Annotated in this window: 19 protein-coding genes; 18 read left to right on the plus strand and 1 reads right to left on the minus strand. The window is 69.6% G+C overall.

Going from position 1 to position 17,390, the window contains the following annotated elements; genetic code table 11:
* Positions 1-43 precede the first annotated feature (43 nt).
* The 3 genes from ffh (at position 44) to ACQEU1_RS34405 (ending at position 4,011) form a co-directional block, all read left to right on the plus strand.
* Positions 44-1,594 carry a signal recognition particle protein gene (ffh, locus tag ACQEU1_RS34395; RefSeq protein WP_433210633.1) on the plus strand — a complete coding sequence of 517 codons (1,551 nt, stop codon included), beginning with the start codon at positions 44-46 and terminating at the stop codon, positions 1,592-1,594.
* Positions 1,595-1,596: 2 nt separating this feature from the next.
* Positions 1,597-2,652, plus strand: coding sequence for an amidohydrolase family protein (locus tag ACQEU1_RS34400; RefSeq protein ID WP_433211957.1), 1,056 nt, complete (start codon positions 1,597-1,599; stop codon positions 2,650-2,652).
* 237 nt (positions 2,653-2,889) lie between these two features.
* The gene (locus tag ACQEU1_RS34405; RefSeq protein WP_433211446.1) at positions 2,890-4,011 is read left to right on the plus strand and encodes an IS30 family transposase; all 1,122 of its coding nucleotides are present in this window, start codon (positions 2,890-2,892) and stop codon (positions 4,009-4,011) included.
* 282 nt (positions 4,012-4,293) lie between these two features.
* Here ACQEU1_RS34405 and ACQEU1_RS34410 read toward each other — a convergent pair whose 3' ends face one another.
* On the minus strand, positions 4,294-4,770 hold the full coding sequence (locus ACQEU1_RS34410) for a carboxymuconolactone decarboxylase family protein (RefSeq protein WP_433210635.1): 477 nt from the start codon (positions 4,768-4,770) through the stop codon (positions 4,294-4,296).
* Positions 4,771-4,881: 111 nt separating this feature from the next.
* On the opposite strand from ACQEU1_RS34410, the gene ACQEU1_RS34415 reads away from it, so the two are divergent.
* The 15 genes from ACQEU1_RS34415 (at position 4,882) to dprA (ending at position 16,989) form a co-directional block, all read left to right on the plus strand.
* Positions 4,882-5,763: an RNA polymerase sigma-70 factor gene (locus ACQEU1_RS34415; protein WP_433210637.1), complete on the plus strand. Its 882-nt coding sequence runs from the start codon at positions 4,882-4,884 to the stop codon at positions 5,761-5,763.
* A gap of 222 nt (positions 5,764-5,985) precedes the next feature.
* Positions 5,986-6,762, plus strand: a complete 777-nt coding sequence (locus ACQEU1_RS34420; protein ID WP_433210639.1) for a lysostaphin resistance A-like protein — start codon at positions 5,986-5,988, stop codon at positions 6,760-6,762.
* Positions 6,762-7,493, plus strand: coding sequence for a LamB/YcsF family protein (locus tag ACQEU1_RS34425; protein WP_433210641.1), 732 nt, complete (start codon positions 6,762-6,764; stop codon positions 7,491-7,493). Before ACQEU1_RS34420 ends, ACQEU1_RS34425 begins: the two co-directional genes overlap by 1 nt.
* 125 nt (positions 7,494-7,618) lie before the next feature.
* Positions 7,619-8,062 (plus strand): 30S ribosomal protein S16, encoded by a 444-nt coding sequence (gene rpsP, locus ACQEU1_RS34430; RefSeq protein WP_433210643.1) that lies wholly within the window; start codon positions 7,619-7,621, stop codon positions 8,060-8,062.
* On the plus strand, positions 8,059-8,298 hold the full coding sequence (locus tag ACQEU1_RS34435; protein WP_030468017.1) for an RNA-binding protein: 240 nt from the start codon (positions 8,059-8,061) through the stop codon (positions 8,296-8,298). The genes rpsP and ACQEU1_RS34435 overlap by 4 nt, the downstream gene beginning before the upstream one ends.
* A 19-nt stretch (positions 8,299-8,317) precedes the next feature.
* On the plus strand, positions 8,318-8,833 hold the full coding sequence (rimM, locus tag ACQEU1_RS34440; protein ID WP_285645879.1) for a ribosome maturation factor RimM: 516 nt from the start codon (positions 8,318-8,320) through the stop codon (positions 8,831-8,833).
* Complete coding sequence (gene trmD, locus ACQEU1_RS34445) at positions 8,823-9,569, plus strand: tRNA (guanosine(37)-N1)-methyltransferase TrmD (RefSeq protein WP_433210646.1); 747 nt, start codon at positions 8,823-8,825, stop codon at positions 9,567-9,569. The genes rimM and trmD overlap by 11 nt, the downstream gene beginning before the upstream one ends.
* Positions 9,570-9,721: 152 nt before the next feature.
* Positions 9,722-10,081, plus strand: coding sequence for a 50S ribosomal protein L19 (gene rplS, locus ACQEU1_RS34450; protein ID WP_382441058.1), 360 nt, complete (start codon positions 9,722-9,724; stop codon positions 10,079-10,081).
* A 3-nt stretch (positions 10,082-10,084) separates the two neighbouring features.
* Positions 10,085-10,825 carry a signal peptidase I gene (gene lepB, locus ACQEU1_RS34455; RefSeq protein ID WP_433210648.1) on the plus strand — a complete coding sequence of 247 codons (741 nt, stop codon included), beginning with the start codon at positions 10,085-10,087 and terminating at the stop codon, positions 10,823-10,825.
* Between the two features lie 4 nt (positions 10,826-10,829).
* A complete protein-coding gene (gene lepB / locus ACQEU1_RS34460; protein WP_433210650.1) occupies positions 10,830-11,696 on the plus strand; it encodes a signal peptidase I in 867 nt (288 codons plus the stop codon).
* The gene (locus ACQEU1_RS34465; protein WP_433210652.1) at positions 11,693-12,484 is read left to right on the plus strand and encodes a ribonuclease HII; all 792 of its coding nucleotides are present in this window, start codon (positions 11,693-11,695) and stop codon (positions 12,482-12,484) included. Before lepB (ACQEU1_RS34460) ends, ACQEU1_RS34465 begins: the two co-directional genes overlap by 4 nt.
* A complete protein-coding gene (locus tag ACQEU1_RS34470; protein WP_030479657.1) occupies positions 12,484-12,807 on the plus strand; it encodes a DUF2469 domain-containing protein in 324 nt (107 codons plus the stop codon). Before ACQEU1_RS34465 ends, ACQEU1_RS34470 begins: the two co-directional genes overlap by 1 nt.
* Positions 12,808-13,640: 833 nt before the next feature.
* Positions 13,641-14,006, plus strand: a complete 366-nt coding sequence (locus ACQEU1_RS34475; protein WP_433210654.1) for a YraN family protein — start codon at positions 13,641-13,643, stop codon at positions 14,004-14,006.
* Between the two features lies 1 nt (position 14,007).
* Positions 14,008-15,528 (plus strand): YifB family Mg chelatase-like AAA ATPase, encoded by a 1,521-nt coding sequence (locus ACQEU1_RS34480; RefSeq protein WP_433210656.1) that lies wholly within the window; start codon positions 14,008-14,010, stop codon positions 15,526-15,528.
* A gap of 228 nt (positions 15,529-15,756) precedes the next feature.
* The gene (dprA, locus tag ACQEU1_RS34485; protein WP_433210658.1) at positions 15,757-16,989 is read left to right on the plus strand and encodes a DNA-processing protein DprA; all 1,233 of its coding nucleotides are present in this window, start codon (positions 15,757-15,759) and stop codon (positions 16,987-16,989) included.
* Positions 16,990-17,390 lie beyond the last annotated feature (401 nt).

The raw sequence follows: 17,390 nt of genomic DNA on the forward strand, positions 1-17,390 counted from the left end.
AGGCACACCGGGCCGGACGACGTGAACGGCTAGTGTGGAGGGCGTGTTCTCCACGCTTTCCGACCGGCTGACCACGGTTCTCCAGGGCCTTCGCGGCAAGGGCCGGCTCAGCGACGCCGACATCGACGCGACCGCCCGCGAGATCAGGGTCGCCCTGCTCGAGGCCGACGTCGCGCTGCCCGTCGTCCGCAACTTCATCGCGAAGGTGAAGGAACGGGCCAAGGGCGCCGAGGTCCACCAGGCGCTGAACCCGGCGCAGCAGGTCGTGAAGATCGTCAACGAGGAGCTCGTCAACGTCCTCGGCGGCGAGACGCGGCGGCTGAACCTCGCCAAGAACCCGCCGTCCGTGATCATGCTCGCGGGTCTGCAGGGTGCCGGTAAGACGACGCTCGCCGGCAAGCTGGCGCGCTGGCTGAAGGGCCAGGGCCACACGCCGCTGCTCGTCGCGGCCGACCTGCAGCGCCCGAACGCCGTGACGCAGCTCCAGGTCGTCGGTGAGCGCGCGGGCGTGCCCGTGTTCGCCCCCGAGCCCGGCAACGGCGTGGGCAACCCGGTCGAGGTCTCGCGCCGCGGTCTCGAGGAGGCCAAGGCCAAGCAGCACGACATCGTCCTCGTCGACACGGCCGGCCGGCTCGGTGTGGACGAAGAGATGATGAAGCAGGCCATCGACATCCGGGCCGCGGTCAACCCGGACGAGGTCCTGTTCGTGGTCGACGCCATGGTCGGTCAGGACGCGATCAACACCGCCACGGCGTTCCGCGACGGCGTCGGCTTCACCGGCGTCGTGCTGACCAAGCTCGACGGCGACGCCCGCGGTGGTGCCGCGCTGTCGGTCCGCGAGGTCACCGGCCAGCCGATCCTCTTCGCGTCCAACGGCGAGAAGCTCGAGGACTTCGACGTCTTCCACCCCGACCGGATGGCCTCGCGCATCCTCGGCATGGGCGACGTCCTCACGCTGATCGAGCAGGCCGAGCAGCACTTCGACCAGGAGCAGGCCGAGAAGGCCGCCGCGAAGCTGCACACCGGCCAGCTCACGCTGGAGGACTTCCTCGAGCAGATGCTCGCGATCCGCAAGATGGGCCCGATCGCGAACCTGCTCGGCATGCTGCCCGGCGCCGGTCAGATGAAGGACCAGCTCGGCATGCTGGACGAGAAGCACCTCGACCGCATCCAGGCGATCATCCGCGGCATGACCCCGGCCGAGCGCGACGACCCCAAGATCATCAACGGCTCCCGCCGCCTGCGCATCGCGAACGGCTCGGGCGTCAAGGTCAGCGACGTCAACGACCTGGTCACCCGCTTCTTCGAGGCCCGCAAGATGATGGCGTCGATGGCAGGCCGGATGGGCTTCGGCGGCGGTGGCGGCAGCAAGACCCGCAAGGGCAAGAAGGGGAAGAAGGGCAAGGGCGGCCGCGGCCCGACGCCCCCGAAGATGAAGGGCGGCTTCCCGCCCGGCATGTTCCCCGGCGGCATGCCCGGCATGCCTCCCGGCGGAATGCCCAACATCCCCGGTCTCGGCGGCGGCATGAACGAGCTCCCGCCCGGCTTCGACCCGTCGAAGTTCAAGTTCGACGGGGACGACAAGAAGAAGTGACCATGCACCTGCGCGGCGTCGTCCTCCCGGACGGCGAGCCGCGAGACCTGTGGGTCGTCAACGGCCGGGTCCGCACCCAGCCGGTCCCGAACGCCCAGACCGTCGTCGACGGCGGCTACCTCGTACCGGGCCTGGTGGACGCGCACTGCCACGTTGGCCTCGGCCCGCAGGGCGGCGTAGAGCTGCCGGAAGCCGTGGAACAGGCGCTGGAGGACCGCGCCGCGGGCACGCTGCTGATCCGCGACTGCGGCTCACCGATCGACACCACGCCGTTGCAGGAGCGCCTCGACCTCCCGCGGATCATCCGCGCGGGCAAGCACATCGCCAGGCCGAAGCGCTACATCCCGGGCATCAGCGTCGAGGTCGAAACGGACCTCGTCACCGCCGTGACCGAACAGGCCGCCCAAGGCGACGGCTGGGTGAAGCTCGTCGGCGACTGGATCGACCGCGGCGAGGGCGACCTGGCTCCACTGTGGACGGACGAGGAACTGTCCCAGGCCATCAAGGCCGCCCACGCCGCCGGCGCCAAGGTGACGGCCCACGTGTTCGGCGAGGACGCACTGCCCGGCCTGATCAACGCGGGCATCGACTGCATCGAACACGGCACCGGCCTCACCGACGACACCATCGCCCTGATGGCCGCCCGAGGCACCGCCCTGGTCCCCACGCTGATCAACATCGAGACGTTCCCCGGCATAGCCGAGAAGGCCGGCAAGTACCCCAAGTACGCCGACCACATGCGTGCCCTGCACGCCCGTGTGTCACGCACGGTGGCGTCGGCCGTCGAGGCCGGCATCCCGGTCTACGCCGGCACCGACGCCGGCGGCGGCATCCGGCACGGGCGCATCGTCGACGAGATCGTCGCGCTGCACGGGGTGGGGATGAGCGCGGTCGACGCCATCGGTGCCGCCTCGTGGAACGCCAGGGAGTGGCTCGGGTTCCCGTCCCTGACCGAGGGGGCGGCGGCGGACATCGTCGTGTACGACTCGGATCCGCGCGAGAACCTCGAGGTCCTCCGCTCGCCGCGCATGGTCATGCTCCGAGGCCGGATCCACTGACGGGTCGCTCCGGAGTGGCCGCGTTGCGGTGACGACCGCAGTCGTCACCGCCTCTGCTCGCCTGACACCCCGGCTCGGTCGAGACCTCAGGAGTGTCAGACCTCCCGAGTACGTTGGGTCGCGGGGGAGCTTGGGGTCAGTGGGTCGTTGCAACGCTCCTGGTTGGAGGGTTGTGTGGGTGTTCCGAAGGTGTCTCGGGATGTGCGGGTCCGGTTCTGGGCCGGTGTCGCGGGTGGTCTGGGTGTGACCGCGGCTGCGCGGGCTGCGGGTGTGTCGTGGCCGACGGGCCAGGAGTGGTTCGTCAAGGCTGGCGGGGTGTGCGGCAACGGAACGAGACCCGTGTCAGGGCGGTATTTGTCGTTCGCGGAGCGGGAGGAGATCGCGCTGGGCCGGGCTGCGGGCCTGTCGATGCGGGAGATCGGCCGCAGGCTGGGCCGGCCGGTGTCGACGGTCAGCCGGGAGATCGCCCGCAATTCACGGACCGCTCGGCCTCGGCGTTATCTCGCCGGAGCAGCTCAGGCCAAGGCCGACCAGCGGGCCCGGCGCCCGAAACCGGCCCTGCTCGCGGTCAACTCCCGACTGCGCGAGGAGGTCCAGCGGCGGCTGACCCGACGGCACTCACCCCGCCAGATCAGTGCCAGGCTGAGGATCGACTTCCCCGACGATCCGGAGATGTGGGTGTCGCACGAAACGATCTACCAATCGCTGTATGTGCAGGGCCGGGGCGCGTTGCGCCGCGAACTCGCCACATGTCTGCGGACCGGGCGGACGTTGCGTCGCCCGCACCGCGCCGAACGCAAGACCGGCCGAGGCCAGATCCCCGGCATGATCATGCTCAGCGAACGCCCCGCCGAAGCCGACGACCGCGCCGTGCCCGGACATTGGGAAGGCGACCTGATCATCGGTAAGAACAACAAATCCGCGATTGGCACCCTGGTCGAACGCGCCACCCGCTACTGCCTGCTGCTGCACCTGCCCCGCTACGACGCCGTCAGCGTCCGCGACGCGATGATCACCACCATCGGCGCCCTTCCGAAACACCTATGGCGCTCGCTGGCATGGGACCAGGGCTCGGAGATGAACCGCCATGCCGAGATCACCCTGGCCACTGACCTGGACATCTACTTCTGCGACCCGCACTCGCCCTGGCAACGCGGCAGCAACGAAAACACCAACGGCCTACTCCGCCAGTACTTCCCCAAAGGCACAGACCTTACCGCTCACACCCCAGAACACCTCGCCGCCATCGCCGCCGAACTCAACGGCCGACCACGACAAACCCTCGGCTGGCACACCCCAGCCGAAGCACTCCACCAACTACTCTTCCCACCAACATCAACCGTTGCGACGACCGGTTGAACCCACCGAGCCGAAATCCAAGGGGACCCCTGCGCCAGCCTGCGCGCCCTCGAACTCTTCGCGACCCCGCCGCCCGAGCTCTCCGCGACCCCGCACTTCAGCCGGCCCCGCACCTCCGCCGGCCCCGCACCTAAGCCGGGTCCCGCACCTCCGCCGGCCCCGCACCTAAGCCGGGTCCCGCACCTCCGCCGGCCCCGCACCTAAGCCGGGTCCCGCACCTAAGCCGGGTCCCGCACCTAAGCCGGGTCCCGCACCCCAGCCGGCCCCGCACCTCCGCCGAGCTCAGCCGTGCTGGGCCAACGCCCCCACCTCGTACGACCCGCCCTTCTGCCGCGTGATCACGTTCATCCGGTTCGCGGCGTTGATCAGCCCGATCAGGCACACCAGCGCGACCGTCTCCTCGTCGTCGAAGTGCTTCCGCACCGCCTCCCAGGTCTCGTCGCTCGTCCCCTGCGGCGTGAGCAACGTGCCCTCCTCGGCGAGAGCGAGCGCGGCCCGTTCGGCGTCGGTGAAAACGGTGGTCTCGCGCCACCCGGCGACGAGGTGCAGGCGCAGCGGGTCCTCGCCGTTCGCGATGGCCTCCTTCACGTGCATGTCCAGGCAGAGGCCGCAGCCGTTGATCTGGCTCGCCCGCAGGCTGACCAGTTCGATCACGCTCTTCGGCAGCGTCGACTCCTGCAGGACGCCGCTCAGCCCGGCGAACCTCTTCGCGAGCTTGGCGCCGGTCTGGGTGCCGAAGATGTTGATGCGCGGTTCCATTTCGGATTCCTCCCTCAGTGGCGTTTCGACCACGAGATGCCGGACCCCGGAACTCTGTGACTGTGATCCGCGCCACTGTCACATACGCGCCGCAGCTGGTGTCTTGTGGCCATGGATGTCGCCACGGACGCCTTCGTCAGCCATCGCAACCTGCTCTTCACGATCGCCTACGAGATGCTCGGCTCGGCCGCCGACGCCGAGGACGTGCTGCAGGAGACGTGGCTGCGCTGGTCCGGCGTCGAGCACGCGGACGTGGAGAACCACCGCGCGTACCTCGTGCGGATCGTGACCCGGCAAGCCCTGGGCAGGTTGCGCACGCTCGGCCGGCGCAAGGAGTCGTACGTCGGCTCGTGGCTGCCGGAGCCGTTGCTGACCACGCCGGACGTCGCCGAGGACGTCGAGCTCGCGGACAGCGTGTCGATGGCGATGATGCTGGTCCTGGAAACGCTCACGCCGACCGAGCGCGCGGTGTTCGTGCTGCGCGAGGTGTTCGGGCTCGAGTACGACGAGATCGCGTCCGCGGTCGACAAGAACGCCGCCGCCGTCCGCCAGATCGCGCACCGGGCGCGGTCGCACGTGGCCGCCCGCCGTCCGCGCGAGGTCGTCACGCAGGAGCAGTCCCGCGCGGCGCTGGCCGCGTTCCAGCGCGCCACCGAAACGGGTGATCTGCAGGCGTTGCTGGACCTGCTGGCGCCCGACGTCGTGTTCCTCGGCGACGGCGGTGGCGTGAAGCAGGCCGTGCCACGACCGGTCGTCGGCTCGTCCAAGGTGGCCAGGATGCTGGTCGGCGGCCTACTCAGGTTCACCGGTTGGTCGATGGAACCCGCCCAGGTCAACGGCTACCCGGCGCTCGTCGTGCGGTTCGGCGGCGAGCTCGACACGGTGATCGCCGTCCGGATGGAGGACGGCCTGATCAGCGGCCTGTACGCGGTGCGCAACCCGGCCAAGCTCACGCACATGGCGGAGGAGACCTCGTTGCGCCGAGGGGTTTAGTAGCAGCGTCTGTACGCCGATCCAACCACCAGGAACTAGGACATCCGGCGGGAACCCGATCTGACCATCTTTTGACCAGGTGGTTGGTCCGGAATCCGCCTGTGCCGCACAGTAACCTCGGAATTCCGGGCGGCGGCGTCGAACGCGAGGTGGGCTGATCATGAGAGTGCCAGTGCCTGCTGTTCCTCCGCCGGTGGATGTGGCGTGACTAAATTGCAGAGTGTGAGTGAGCCGGAATCCGTGAAGCCGAGCAACGGCTTCATCGAGACGTTGCGGGACATCAGCCGCAACCCGGAGCCCGAGCGGGTGGGCCAGCGCTGGGGGTTCGGCGCTTTCCTGCTGGTCGAGGCCGTCTTCATCCTGAGCGCCGTGTTCATCACGGCCGTGGGCGCGAGTTTCGGAGCGACGCTCGAGTCGTCGCCGACGCTGGTGCTGGTCGGCTCGCTGGTGCCGATCATGCTCGCGGCCGGGCTCGCGATCGTGATCACGTACGTGCGCGGCAACGGGCCCGTGATCGACCTGCGGCTGAGCCTGACCAAGGCGGACGTCGTGTTCGGCCTCAAGATCGGCGTCATCGGCCTGGTCTTCACCTACTTCGCCGCGTGGCTGTGGGGGACGATCGTCGGCAAGGACAACGCCACGAGCGCCATCGGCGAGCTCTTCAACCAGGCGAACCTGCCGCTGGCGGCGGCCATCACGATGTTCGTCTACATGAGCTTCATCGGGCCGATCTGCGAGGAGATCATCTTCCGCGGCCTGCTCTGGGGCGCCGTCGAGCGGCAGGGCTGGAGCCGGTGGGCCGCGTTCGTGCTCACCACGGTGATCTTCGCGGTCAGCCACCTCGAACCGCAGCGCACGTGGTTGTTGCTGGTCATCGCGATCCCGATCGGTGTGGCCCGGCTGATCACCCGCAGCCTCGGGGCGAGCATCGTGGCGCACGTGCTGAACAACTTCCTGCCCGGCCTGTCCCTGCTCCTGCTCTCGGTCGGTGTCATCTGATGGACCTGAACAGCGACCTCGGCGAGGGCTTCGGCATCTGGAAGCTCGGCGACGACGCCGCGTTGCTGGGCGTCATCAGCAGCGCGAACGTCGCGTGCGGGTTCCACGCCGGTGATCCGTCCACGATGCGTCGTGTGTGTGAGGAGGCCGCACGCAACGGTGTCCGCATCGGCGCGCAGGTCTCTTATCGCGACCTCGCCGGCTTTGGCCGTCGGTTCATCGATGCGGACCCCGTGGAGCTGGCCGACGAGGTGCTCTATCAGATCGGTGCGCTCGATGCCTGCGCACGAGCAGCAGGCACCGAGGTCGTGTACGTGAAGCCGCACGGCGCGCTTTACAACGCCACGGTGCATCACGCGAAACAGGCCGAAGCGGTCGTGAACGGCGTACGGGCGTTCAAGGACCTGCCGATCCTCGGTCTGCCCGGCTCGCAGCTGCTGGAGAAGGCGGCCCAGGCCGGGTTGAGGGGCGTCCAAGAGGCGTTCGCGGACCGCGGCTACACGCCCGAGGGCACGTTGGTGCCGCGCAGCGAACCGGGAGCGTTGCTCACAGACACGGCTGCCGTCGTCGAACGGGCCACTAGGCTGCTCGACGGCGAGATCGTCGCGGTCGACGGCACGGTGCTGAAGATGCAAGCCGAGTCGTTGTGCGTGCACGGCGACACGCCAGGAGCCGTCGCGCACGCGCGCGCTGTGCGAGAAGCACTCGGGGCCGTCACGCCGTTCGCATAAGACCCGATTCGGAACCACCGGCCCCCATCTGGCACAATTGCCCGCTGTCCGTCGTGGTCGGCCCCTCTGCCCGGGCCACGGCCGTGCGAACCATCAACACAGAGCTCTCGAGGAGTACCAGGCCAATGGCCGTCAAGATCAAGCTTCAGCGTCTCGGCAAGATCCGCCAGCCGTACTACCGCATCGTGGTCGCCGACGCGCGCACCCGTCGCGACGGCAAGGCCATCGAGACGATCGGCAAGTACCACCCCAAGGAAGAGCCGTCGTTCATCGCGGTCGACTCCGAGCGCGCGCAGTACTGGCTGGGTGTCGGCGCGCAGCCGACCGAGTCCGTCCAGCGCCTGCTGGAGATCACCGGTGACTGGCAGAAGTTCAAGGGCCTGCCGGGCGCCGAGGGCACGCTGAAGGTCAAGGAGCCCAAGACCTCCAAGGCCGACCTGTTCGCCGCCGCGCTCGCCGCCGCGAACGAGGAGCCGATGACCGAGGCCACCACGCCGAAGGCGAAGAAGGCCAAGAAGGCCGACGACGCGCCCAAGGCTGACGCCGAGGCGCCCAAGGACGAGGCGTGAGTTTGTTGGCTGACGCCCTCGAACACCTCGTTCGCGGCATCGTCGACCACCCGGACGACGTCCGGGTGAACCTCGTCACGACCCGCCGCGGCCGCACCCTCGAGGTCCACGTCCACCCGGACGACCTCGGCAAGGTGATCGGTCGTGGCGGTCGCACCGCGACGGCCCTGCGCACCGTGATGGCCGGCATCGGCGGTCGTGGCGTGCGGGTCGACGTCGTCGACACCGACCGCTGAGAACGAACTTCAAGGGCAAATGGACGTAGTTGTCGGCCGTGTGGCCAAGGCGCACGGAATCACCGGCGAACTCGCCGTTGACGTGCGCACTGACTCTCCCGAACTGCGTTTCGCGGTCGGGAAGACGATGCAAGCCAAGCTGCGTGACGGCACGTCCCGAAGCCTCACCGTGTCAGCCGCCCGGCCTCATGCCGGGCGGCTGCTCGTGCGTTTCGAGGAAGTCGTCACGCGCGACGTCGCCGAGGCGTTGCGCGGCACGTTGCTGCTGGGCAGCACCGACGACCTGCCGCCGACCGGCGACCCCGACGAGTTCTACGACCACGAGCTCGAAGGGCTCGCGGCCGAACTCGTCGACGGCACGAGGATCGGCACGGTCAAGGAGATCCTGCACGGCCCCGGCGGCGAGCTGCTCGTGGTCATCCGGGACAAGGGCGAGGCGCTGATCCCGTTCGTGCGCGAGATCGTGCCCACCGTGGACGTGCGCGGCGGCCGTGTCGTGATCGACCCGCCAGAGGGTCTGCTCGATGCAGATTGACGTCGTCACGATCTTTCCGGAGTACCTCGCGCCGTTGCGCGCGGCGTTGCTCGGGAAGGCGATCGACCGCGGGCTGATCAGCGTCGGCGTGCACGACCTGCGCGACTGGACCGAGGACGTGCACAAGGCTGTCGACGACAGCCCGTACGGCGGTGGGCCGGGCATGGTCATGAAGGCTGACATCTGGGGTCCTGCCCTGGATGACGTGTGTACGAACGAGACGCGTCTCATCGTGCCGACGCCGGCCGGACGTCCGTTCACGCAGGCTTTGGCGCACGAGTACGCGGGTGAGTCGCACCTCGTCTTCGCGTGTGGTCGCTACGAAGGCATTGACCAGCGTGTGGTGGATGACGCTCGTCGGCGCGTGCGCGTTGATGAGGTGTCCATCGGCGACTACGTGCTCGTGGGCGGTGAGGTGGCGGTGCTCGCGATCGTGGAAGCGGTCGCACGGCTGCTGCCCGGCGTGCTCGGTAACCCGAAGTCGCACGCCGAGGACTCGTTCCAGGACGGGCTGCTCGAAGGGCCGAGCTACACGCGGCCGTTGGTGTGGCGCGACCTGGAGGTGCCGGACGTGCTGCGGTCCGGCAACCACAAGAAGATCGACCGCTGGCGACGTGACCAGTCCCTCGTCAGGACCTTCGAACGGCGTCCTGACCTGCTGGAATCGTTGCCCGCGGATGTTTTCGACAAGCACGACCGCGCCCTGCTCACGCGCCTGCGCGAGGGCGGGGAGTAGCCCGATTTCGTTCCGGAAGGCCTGGTCTGGCACACTGGACCAGTTGCCGCAGCCGGTGTGACATCGGCGTGCGCACACAAGCCGAACCCCCATCATGTCGTGCACAGCCATGGAACATGCTCTGGGTAGTTCAAGACACGTGAGGACCACCGATGAACATCCTGGACGCACTCGACGCCCAGTCGTTGCGCACTGACATCCCGACGTTCCGCGCGGGTGACACGCTGAAGGTTCACGTCCGCGTCATCGAGGGCTCGCGCGAGCGCGTCCAGGTGTTCCAGGGCGTCGTGATCCGTCGCCAGGGTGGCGGCATCCGCGAGACCTTCACCGTCCGCAAGGTCTCGTTCGGCGTCGGCGTCGAGCGCACCTTCCCGGTGCACTCCCCGAACATCGCCGAGATCGAGGTCGCCATCCGCGGTGACGTGCGTCGCGCCAAGCTGTACTACCTGCGCGACCTGCGCGGCAAGGCCGCCAAGATCAAGGAGAAGCGCGAGGCCAAGCCGGTCTCCTGATCGGTGGCATCGAGCCCAGAGGACCTGGAGGACGCCTCCGCACCGGACGAACCGGAGCGGGGGCGTACTCCTGTTTGGAGAGAAGTTCTCTACGTCGTCGTGACGGCCGTCGTGCTGACGGTGCTCATCCAGGCGTTCGTGGCGCGGGTCTACGTGATCCCCTCGGCGTCGATGGAGAACACGCTGCACGGGTGCACCGGCTGCGAGAACGACCGCGTGCTGGTCGACAAGGTCGTCTACCGGTTCGGCGACATCGCGCCCGGTGAGGTGGTCGTGTTCCGCGGCCCCGAGGCGTGGACGACCACGGACTTCCGCACCCCGCCGTCGAGCAATCCCGTCGCGGGTTTCGTGCGCGAGATCGGTTCGTTGCTGGGCATCGCGCCCGCGAACGAGCGCGACTTCGTGAAGCGCGTCATCGCGTTGCCCGGCCAGACGGTGATGTGCTGCGACGAGCAGCACCGTGTTGTTGTGGACGGCAAACCGCTCGACGAACCCTATGTGCATTGGCAGGCCGGAAGTTCGCCCGCGGACCACGAGCCGTTCGATCCGGTGCGCGTGCCGGAGGGACGATTGTTCGTCATGGGGGACAACCGGATGAACTCCACCGACTCGCGCAAACAGGGCGGTGGGGGCGTAGCGGGCACGGTTCCGGTCGAAAACGTCATCGGGAAAGCCCGGTACATCGTTTTCCCGAAAGATCGGTGGAGTGTTGTGTCGGATCACAACCCCCAGCCCCTAGGCTGATCTCGTGGTCGACGACGCTCCAGAGCAGAACCCGCCAGCCGACGAGCCCGGTTCGGACGCTTCGGACAAGCCAGCGAAGAAGCAGAAGAAAAAGGGCAACTTCTGGAAGGAACTGCCCGTCCTCATCCTGGTCGCGTTCGGCCTCGCGATCGTCATCCAGGTCTTCCTCGGCCGCGTCTACATGATCCCGTCGGAGTCGATGGAGACGACGCTGCACGGGTGCACCGACTGCTACGGCGACCGGGTGCTCGTCGACAAGGTGACGTTCCGCTTCACCGATCCGGCGCCGGGCGACGTGATCGTGTTCCGCGGGCCGCCGTCGTGGCAGAACGACTTCATCTCCGACGAGCCGACCAACCCGGTCTCGCAGGCGTTGTCGTGGCTCGGGTCGCTGGTGGGGCTGCCGTCGGCGAACGAGGAGGACTTCGTCAAGCGCGTGATCGCCGTCGGCGGGCAGACCGTGAAGTGCTGCGACGAGCAGAACCGCGTGACGGTGGACGGCAAGCCGCTGGACGAGCCGTACAAGCACTACGACGAGGGCACGCCGGCCGAGCAGGAGTCGTTCGAGGAGCTCAAGATCCCGGACGGGATGTTGTTCGTGCTCGGCGACAACCGCAACCACTCGTGCGACTCGCGCTGCCAGGGCCAGGGCGGCCTGAACGGCCTGGTGCCGGTGGACGACGTGATCGGCAAGGCGCGCGTGATCGTGCTGCCGCCGTCGAGGTGGGGCGGCGTCTCGGACCACAACCCGCAGGCCGTCTCGATGGGCGCGCCGGGCTGGCAGGAGAGCGCCCCGCTGGGCCTCGGTATCGTCGGTGCGTGGCCGCTTCTGCTGCTCGGGCGTCGAGTGCGAGACCGATTCCGCCGATGACCATGCTGATGCCGCCCCGCGCGGTCGTGCGGGGCTCGTCGGGCAACTGGGCGCTGCAGAGCACGCTGGAGCGCCGGGGCCTCGGTCCGGTCGCCGGCGTGGACGAGGCGGGCCGAGGCCCGTGCGCGGGCCCGCTGGTGATCGCCGCGTGCGTCCTCCGACCGGGTGATGCCGCCCGCTTCGAGGGCCTCAACGACTCGAAGCTCATGACCGCGGCGGCCCGCGACCGCATGTACGACCTGGTCCTGAAGCGTGCCCTGGATCACTCGATAGTGGTGGTTTCGCCCGCGGACATCGACTGGCTGGGCATCCACGTCATGAACATCGAGGGCATGCGCCGGGCCGTCGCCCAGATGTCGACGCACCCCGGCTACGTCCTGACGGACGGCTTCAAGGTGCCCGGCATGCCCGCACCGAACGTGGCGGTGCTCAAAGGCGACCAGGCGGCAGCCTGCGTGGCGGCGGCATCAGTGCTGGCCAAGGTCACGCGCGACCGGATCATGGCCGACCTGCACGCGCGGCACCCGCAGTACGGCTTCAACGTGCACAAGGGCTACTGCACACCAGAGCACACGGCAGCGTTGATGGAGCACGGCCCGTGTGCAGAGCATCGCTGGTCGTATGTAAATGTGGCAGCAGCGGCTGTCAAGCACGGTCTCGCCGCGCCGCACAGGGTGGCGCGCGGCACGACCGCGACCGCCGTGGTCCAGAATGATGCAGCCCCGGCTGACGCCGGGGAGCTCGCGACGAGGGAGGGCGCGGAGCAGATGACCCGCGCGGAGGCGTAATGAGTGCAGAGGATCTCGAGAAGTACGAGACCGAGATGGAGCTGTCGCTGTACAAGGAGTACCGCGACATAGTCAGCCAGTTCTCGTTCGTCGTGGAGACCGAACGGCGTTTCTACCTGGCCAACTCGGTGGACGTGCAGGTGCGCAACGCCGACGGCGAGGTGTACTTCGAGGTGCGCATGTCGGACGCGTGGGTGTGGGACATGTACCGCCCCGCGAGGTTCGTCAAGAACGTTCGTGTCATCACGTTCAAGGACGTGAACGTGGAAGAGCTGGACAAGCCGGACCTCCGCCTACCGGAAAGCGGCCCGTTCCCCAGCTGACAGACAAGCCCACCCCGCCGCCCTCGCCCCCCGTACGCCGCTACGGGGAAGCGAGGGCGGCGCCATGTCCGCCTCCGAAACCCCGGCCAACCACCTGACCACACCGCCGCCCGGCCTCCCCCCCAGGCCACGCGGCCAGGCGACGCCGCTCACCCGCCCGACCATTCCGTCCCGCGCCGCGCCCCGCGCTGCCAGGCCCGGTCTCGCCGCGACGCCCACATCCCAGCGCCCGGCCTCTCCGCCAGGCCACGCGGCCCGGCGACGCCGCTCAGCCACCCCCGGACATTCCGTCCCGCGCTGCCAGGCCCGGTCTCGCCGCGACACCCCCATCCCGGCGCCCGGCACCATATTCGCGCCTCCCGCACCAGATCTCTCGCCACCCGCCCGCCCCTCCCACCTCGGCTTCCGCGCCCGCCCCCACCCCCGCCTTTCGCAGGCGGCGTCCCTCTTCTCGCGCCTCGCATCGTGTGCCCCGCGCCCCCGCCGCCTGCGTGCACCGCCCCTGCCTCCCGCACCCCGCCTCCCGCCTCCCGCCTCCCGCCTCCCGCCTCCCGCACCCCGCACCCCGCCTCCCGCCTCCCGCCTCCCGCCTCCCGCCTCCCGCCTCCCGCACCCCGCACCCCGCACCCCGCACCCCGCACCCCGCACCCCGCACCCCGCACCCCGCACCGACGCGCCCTAGCACACCCCACCGACAATTCCGCCGCCCCAACATCCACAACGCCCGACTTGTCCACAGCCCCCGAGTTGTCCACAGATTCCGCTCACCCCCACCGCGCACCCCTCCCGACCCGGCACCGTCGTCTCCAACGACACGCAGGGAGGCGAGCACAGTGGCACTGGCCGAGACCAGGCAGCAGGAGAAGGGCAGACAGGGCGAGGACCTGGCGTGCAGGTACCTCGAAGGTCAGGGCCTGGTGGTCCTGTCCCGCAACTGGACCTGCCGCGACGGCGAGCTCGACGTGGTGGCCGTGGAAGACGGCCGCCTGGTCGTCTGCGAGGTCAAGACCAGAACCACCCCGCGCTGGGGCCGCCCCGACGAGGCCGTGGACCAGCGCAAGCTCTCCCGCCTGCGCCGCACCGCCCTCCGCTGGCTCGCCTCCCACCACGTCGGCTGGTGCGAAGTCCGCGTGGACCTGATCTCCATCACCTGGCCCGCCACCGGCGAACCCATCCTGCAACACCTGCGGGGAGCCTGAGATGGGCCTCGCACAGGTGTGGTCGGTGGCCCTCTACGGCGTCGACGGCATCGCGGTCGAGATCGAAGCCGACGTGGGCGCGGGCCAACCCAGGACCCACCTCCTCGGCCTCCCGGACGCCGCGTTGCACGAGTCCAAGGAGCGCGTCAAAGCCGCTGTCCGCAACAGCGACGAGGAGTGGCCCAAGCAACGCATCGTCCTGGGCCTGTCCCCGGCCAACCTCCCGAAGGGCGGCAGCAGCTACGACCTGGCCATCGCCGCGGCCACCCTCGCCGCGGCGGGCACCGTCCCCGCCGACCGCCTTCCCACGACCGTCCTGCTCGGCGAACTGGCGCTGGACGGCCGGGTCCGCCCGGTCAGAGGCGTCCTCCCGTCCCTCCTGGCCGCGCGCAGGGCAGGCCTCACCACGGCGATAGTCCCGGTGGACGCCCTCCCGGAAGCAGCCCTGGTGGACGGCATGACCCTGCACGGTGCCCAGACCCTCGCCGAAGCCCTCGCCTGGCTGAGGGGCGACACCGAACACCTCCACCCCGCCCCGCCGCTCGCGGACCACCCGGCCCCCGAAGCCCCGGACCTGGCCGACGTGGTGGGCCAGCCGGAAGCCAGGTGGGCCCTGGAAGTAGCCGCGGCCGGCGCCCACCACCTACTCCTGACCGGCCCGCCGGGCACCGGCAAAACGATGCTCGCCGAACGCTTGCCAGGCCTCCTCCCACCCCTGACCCGCCAGGACTCCCTGGCCGTGACGGCCGTCCACTCGGTAGCAGGCGTCCTCTCCGCGGACACACCACTCGTGGCCACCCCGCCGTTCGTGAACGTCCACCACACGACGTCGATAGCCGCCCTCATCGGCGGCGGCAGCGGCATGGCCAAGCCGGGTGCTGCCTCGAGAGCCCACAAGGGAGTCCTCTTCCTCGACGAGGCCTGCGAGTTCGGCCAGAAGACCATCGACACCCTCCGCACCACCCTCGAAGAGGGCGAGGTCCGCATCCCGCGAAGGGACGGCATAGCCCGCTACCCGGCCCGCTTCCAACTCATCCTCGCCACCAACCCCTGCCCCTGTGCCCCGCCCAAAGAGATCGACTGCATCTGCACCCCCACGGCCCGACGCCGCTACCAGGCAAAACTGAGCGGCCCGCTGCTCGACCGCGTGGACCTGCGCGTCCGCATGCGAGCCACCACGGCCATGGCCAACGCAGAAGCCAGCCCACCAGAACCAACGGCTGTCGTGAGAGCCCGAGTCCTCAAGGCAAGACAACGCGCAGCCGCCCGCTGGTCCGCGCACGGCCACAACTGGCCCTCCAACGCCCTGGTCCCGGGCCCGGCCCTGCGCAAGGAGTTCGCCCTGCCGAGACCGACCACAGCCCTGCTCGACAGGGCCCTCGCCATCGGCGCTCTGACCGGCAGAGGAGCCGACCGCTGCCTGCGCGTCGCCTGGACCCTCGCCGACCTGGCGGAAGCCGACAGCCCGACCCACGACCACGTGGCGGCGGCCCTCCAGTTCAGAGAACGAAGAGCCCTCTAAGCAGCCGGCCGCGGACCCCACTCCCACTCCGCGGGCCGGCCCCAGAGCGGGTCGCCCGCCCCTCCCCGGCGGGCGACCCGCTCCCCACCAAGGAGCCACCATGACCGCCGCCCTTCCTGCCGCCACCCTCCTCCACTGCACGGTCCGAAAGCGCACCTCAGGCGCCAGTCCTCCACAGCCCTGGAACCCCGACCCCTGGCAACGCTGGCTGCCGTGGCGGTGGTTCCGATGACCACCCCGCCCACCACAGGGCCGCCCTCGACCGCGCTGGTCCCGTTCACGGCCCCTGCCCTCCGCGACCCCGCACCCGCCGACACGGCCCCCGCCACTCGAGCCCCCGACAAAGTTCGGCTGGCCAGGGCCTACCTCTCCCGAGTGGCCGAGCCCTACCCGGGAGCGCTGGCCGCACTGGTAGCCGAAGTCGGTCCGGTCGAGGCAGCCGGCCGCGTCCGCTCCGGCGAAATTTCGCCCTCCGTCGCCAGCCAGACCTCGGCGAGGCGAGCAGAGGAACGTGCGCAAGCCGACCTGGCCGCCATCGACAAGCTGGGCGGGCGCCTGGTGATCCCGGAAGACGAGGAATGGCCCCGCTGGCCGCTGCTGGCCCTGGAGAACATCGCGGCCCTGCGTTGCGGCGGTGAGCCCCTGGCGCTGTGGGTGCGCGGCCCGCACTTCCTCGCCGACGTCGTGGACAAGGCCGTCGCGGTGGTCGGCTCGCGCGCCTCCAGCACCTACGGCGACCACGTCGCCGGCGAGTTCGCCTACGGCCTGGCGCTGACGGGCACGACGGTCGTTTCCGGTGCCGCGTACGGGATCGACGGCGCCGCGCACCGCGGCGCGCTCAACGCCGGCGGCCTGACGATCGCGGTGCTGGCGTGCGGCGCCGACACCGCCTACCCCGGCGGGCACCAGGGTCTGCTGGCCAAGATCGCGCTTGAAGGCCTGATCGTCAGCGAGTACCCGCCCGGCGTCATGCCAGCGCGGCACCGGTTCCTCACCCGAAACCGGCTCATCGCCGCTCTCGGCGGCGGCACCGTCGTCGTGGAGGCCGGACGGCGCAGCGGAGCCAAGAACACCGCCGCGATCACGCTGGCGCTGGGCCGCCCGCTGATGGTGGTGCCCGGACCCGTCACGTCGGCGAGTTCTGTTGGCTGCCACGAGTTGTTGCGGGACGGCCGGGCCGTGCCGGTCGGCTCGGTCGCCGAGATCGTGGAGTCGGTCGGGCGCTTCGGCGACGACCTCGCCACCCAGCCCGCCGAGAAGGACAGCGACCTCGGTGCGCCGCAAGGAGAGGCGATGCGCGTCTACGAGGCCATGGGCAAACGCCATGGGCTCAGTGCCGAGGTCGTCTCCGTCGAGTCGGGTGTGCCGCTGGAACGGGTCCGGGCGCTGTTGCCCGAGCTGGAGTTCGCCGGCCTGGCGCTCCGGCTGGACGAAGGCTGGCAGAAACTGGAACTGGGGTGAACGAGAGTCCACTGTGGATGAAGCAGATCAGCGCACGCCGGACCGCGGTGTCGAGGACACGCGAATCGGCAGGCCCTTCGCCTCCTCGGTAGAGGCACCCGAGGTAGTCGCCGCGCAGCCGGGCCGACCAGGTCCACAAGACCGCGAACAGCCACCCGCCCACCACACAGGCGGCGGGAACGGCGTAGTTCAGGAAGTCCGGCATGCGAGTGGCTTCGGGATCGACGCGATGCCAGGAGGTGCCCAGGGCACGCAAGCGGTTGCGGTTCTCCAGGAGCGGATGACGGAGCGGGTCTGGTCCGTCTCGTGCTCCTTGACCGCGGCCGATGACATAGGCGCGGGCGCCCAGGTGCTCGCCGAGCCGCACGTTCACGTAGAGCAGCGGGCTGACCTGTTCACCA

This window comes from Lentzea sp. CA-135723 (assembly GCF_050936595.1).
Classification (GTDB): domain Bacteria; phylum Actinomycetota; class Actinomycetes; order Mycobacteriales; family Pseudonocardiaceae; genus Lentzea.

Coding starts and splice junctions, on each gene's coding strand:
- trmD (WP_433210646.1), top strand. CDS start 8,823: ATGCAGATTGACGTCGTCACGATCTTTCCGGAGTACCTCGCGCCGTTG.
- ACQEU1_RS34470 (WP_030479657.1), top strand. CDS start 12,484: ATGAGTGCAGAGGATCTCGAGAAGTACGAGACCGAGATGGAGCTGTCG.
- ACQEU1_RS34425 (WP_433210641.1), top strand. CDS start 6,762: ATGGACCTGAACAGCGACCTCGGCGAGGGCTTCGGCATCTGGAAGCTC.
- rimM (WP_285645879.1), top strand. CDS start 8,318: ATGGACGTAGTTGTCGGCCGTGTGGCCAAGGCGCACGGAATCACCGGC.
- dprA (WP_433210658.1), top strand. CDS start 15,757: ATGACCACCCCGCCCACCACAGGGCCGCCCTCGACCGCGCTGGTCCCG.
- ACQEU1_RS34465 (WP_433210652.1), top strand. CDS start 11,693: ATGACCATGCTGATGCCGCCCCGCGCGGTCGTGCGGGGCTCGTCGGGC.
- ACQEU1_RS34410 (WP_433210635.1), bottom strand. CDS start 4,770: ATGGAACCGCGCATCAACATCTTCGGCACCCAGACCGGCGCCAAGCTC.
- ACQEU1_RS34415 (WP_433210637.1), top strand. CDS start 4,882: ATGGATGTCGCCACGGACGCCTTCGTCAGCCATCGCAACCTGCTCTTC.
- rplS (WP_382441058.1), top strand. CDS start 9,722: ATGAACATCCTGGACGCACTCGACGCCCAGTCGTTGCGCACTGACATC.
- ACQEU1_RS34400 (WP_433211957.1), top strand. CDS start 1,597: ATGCACCTGCGCGGCGTCGTCCTCCCGGACGGCGAGCCGCGAGACCTG.
- rpsP (WP_433210643.1), top strand. CDS start 7,619: ATGGCCGTCAAGATCAAGCTTCAGCGTCTCGGCAAGATCCGCCAGCCG.
- ACQEU1_RS34480 (WP_433210656.1), top strand. CDS start 14,008: ATGGGCCTCGCACAGGTGTGGTCGGTGGCCCTCTACGGCGTCGACGGC.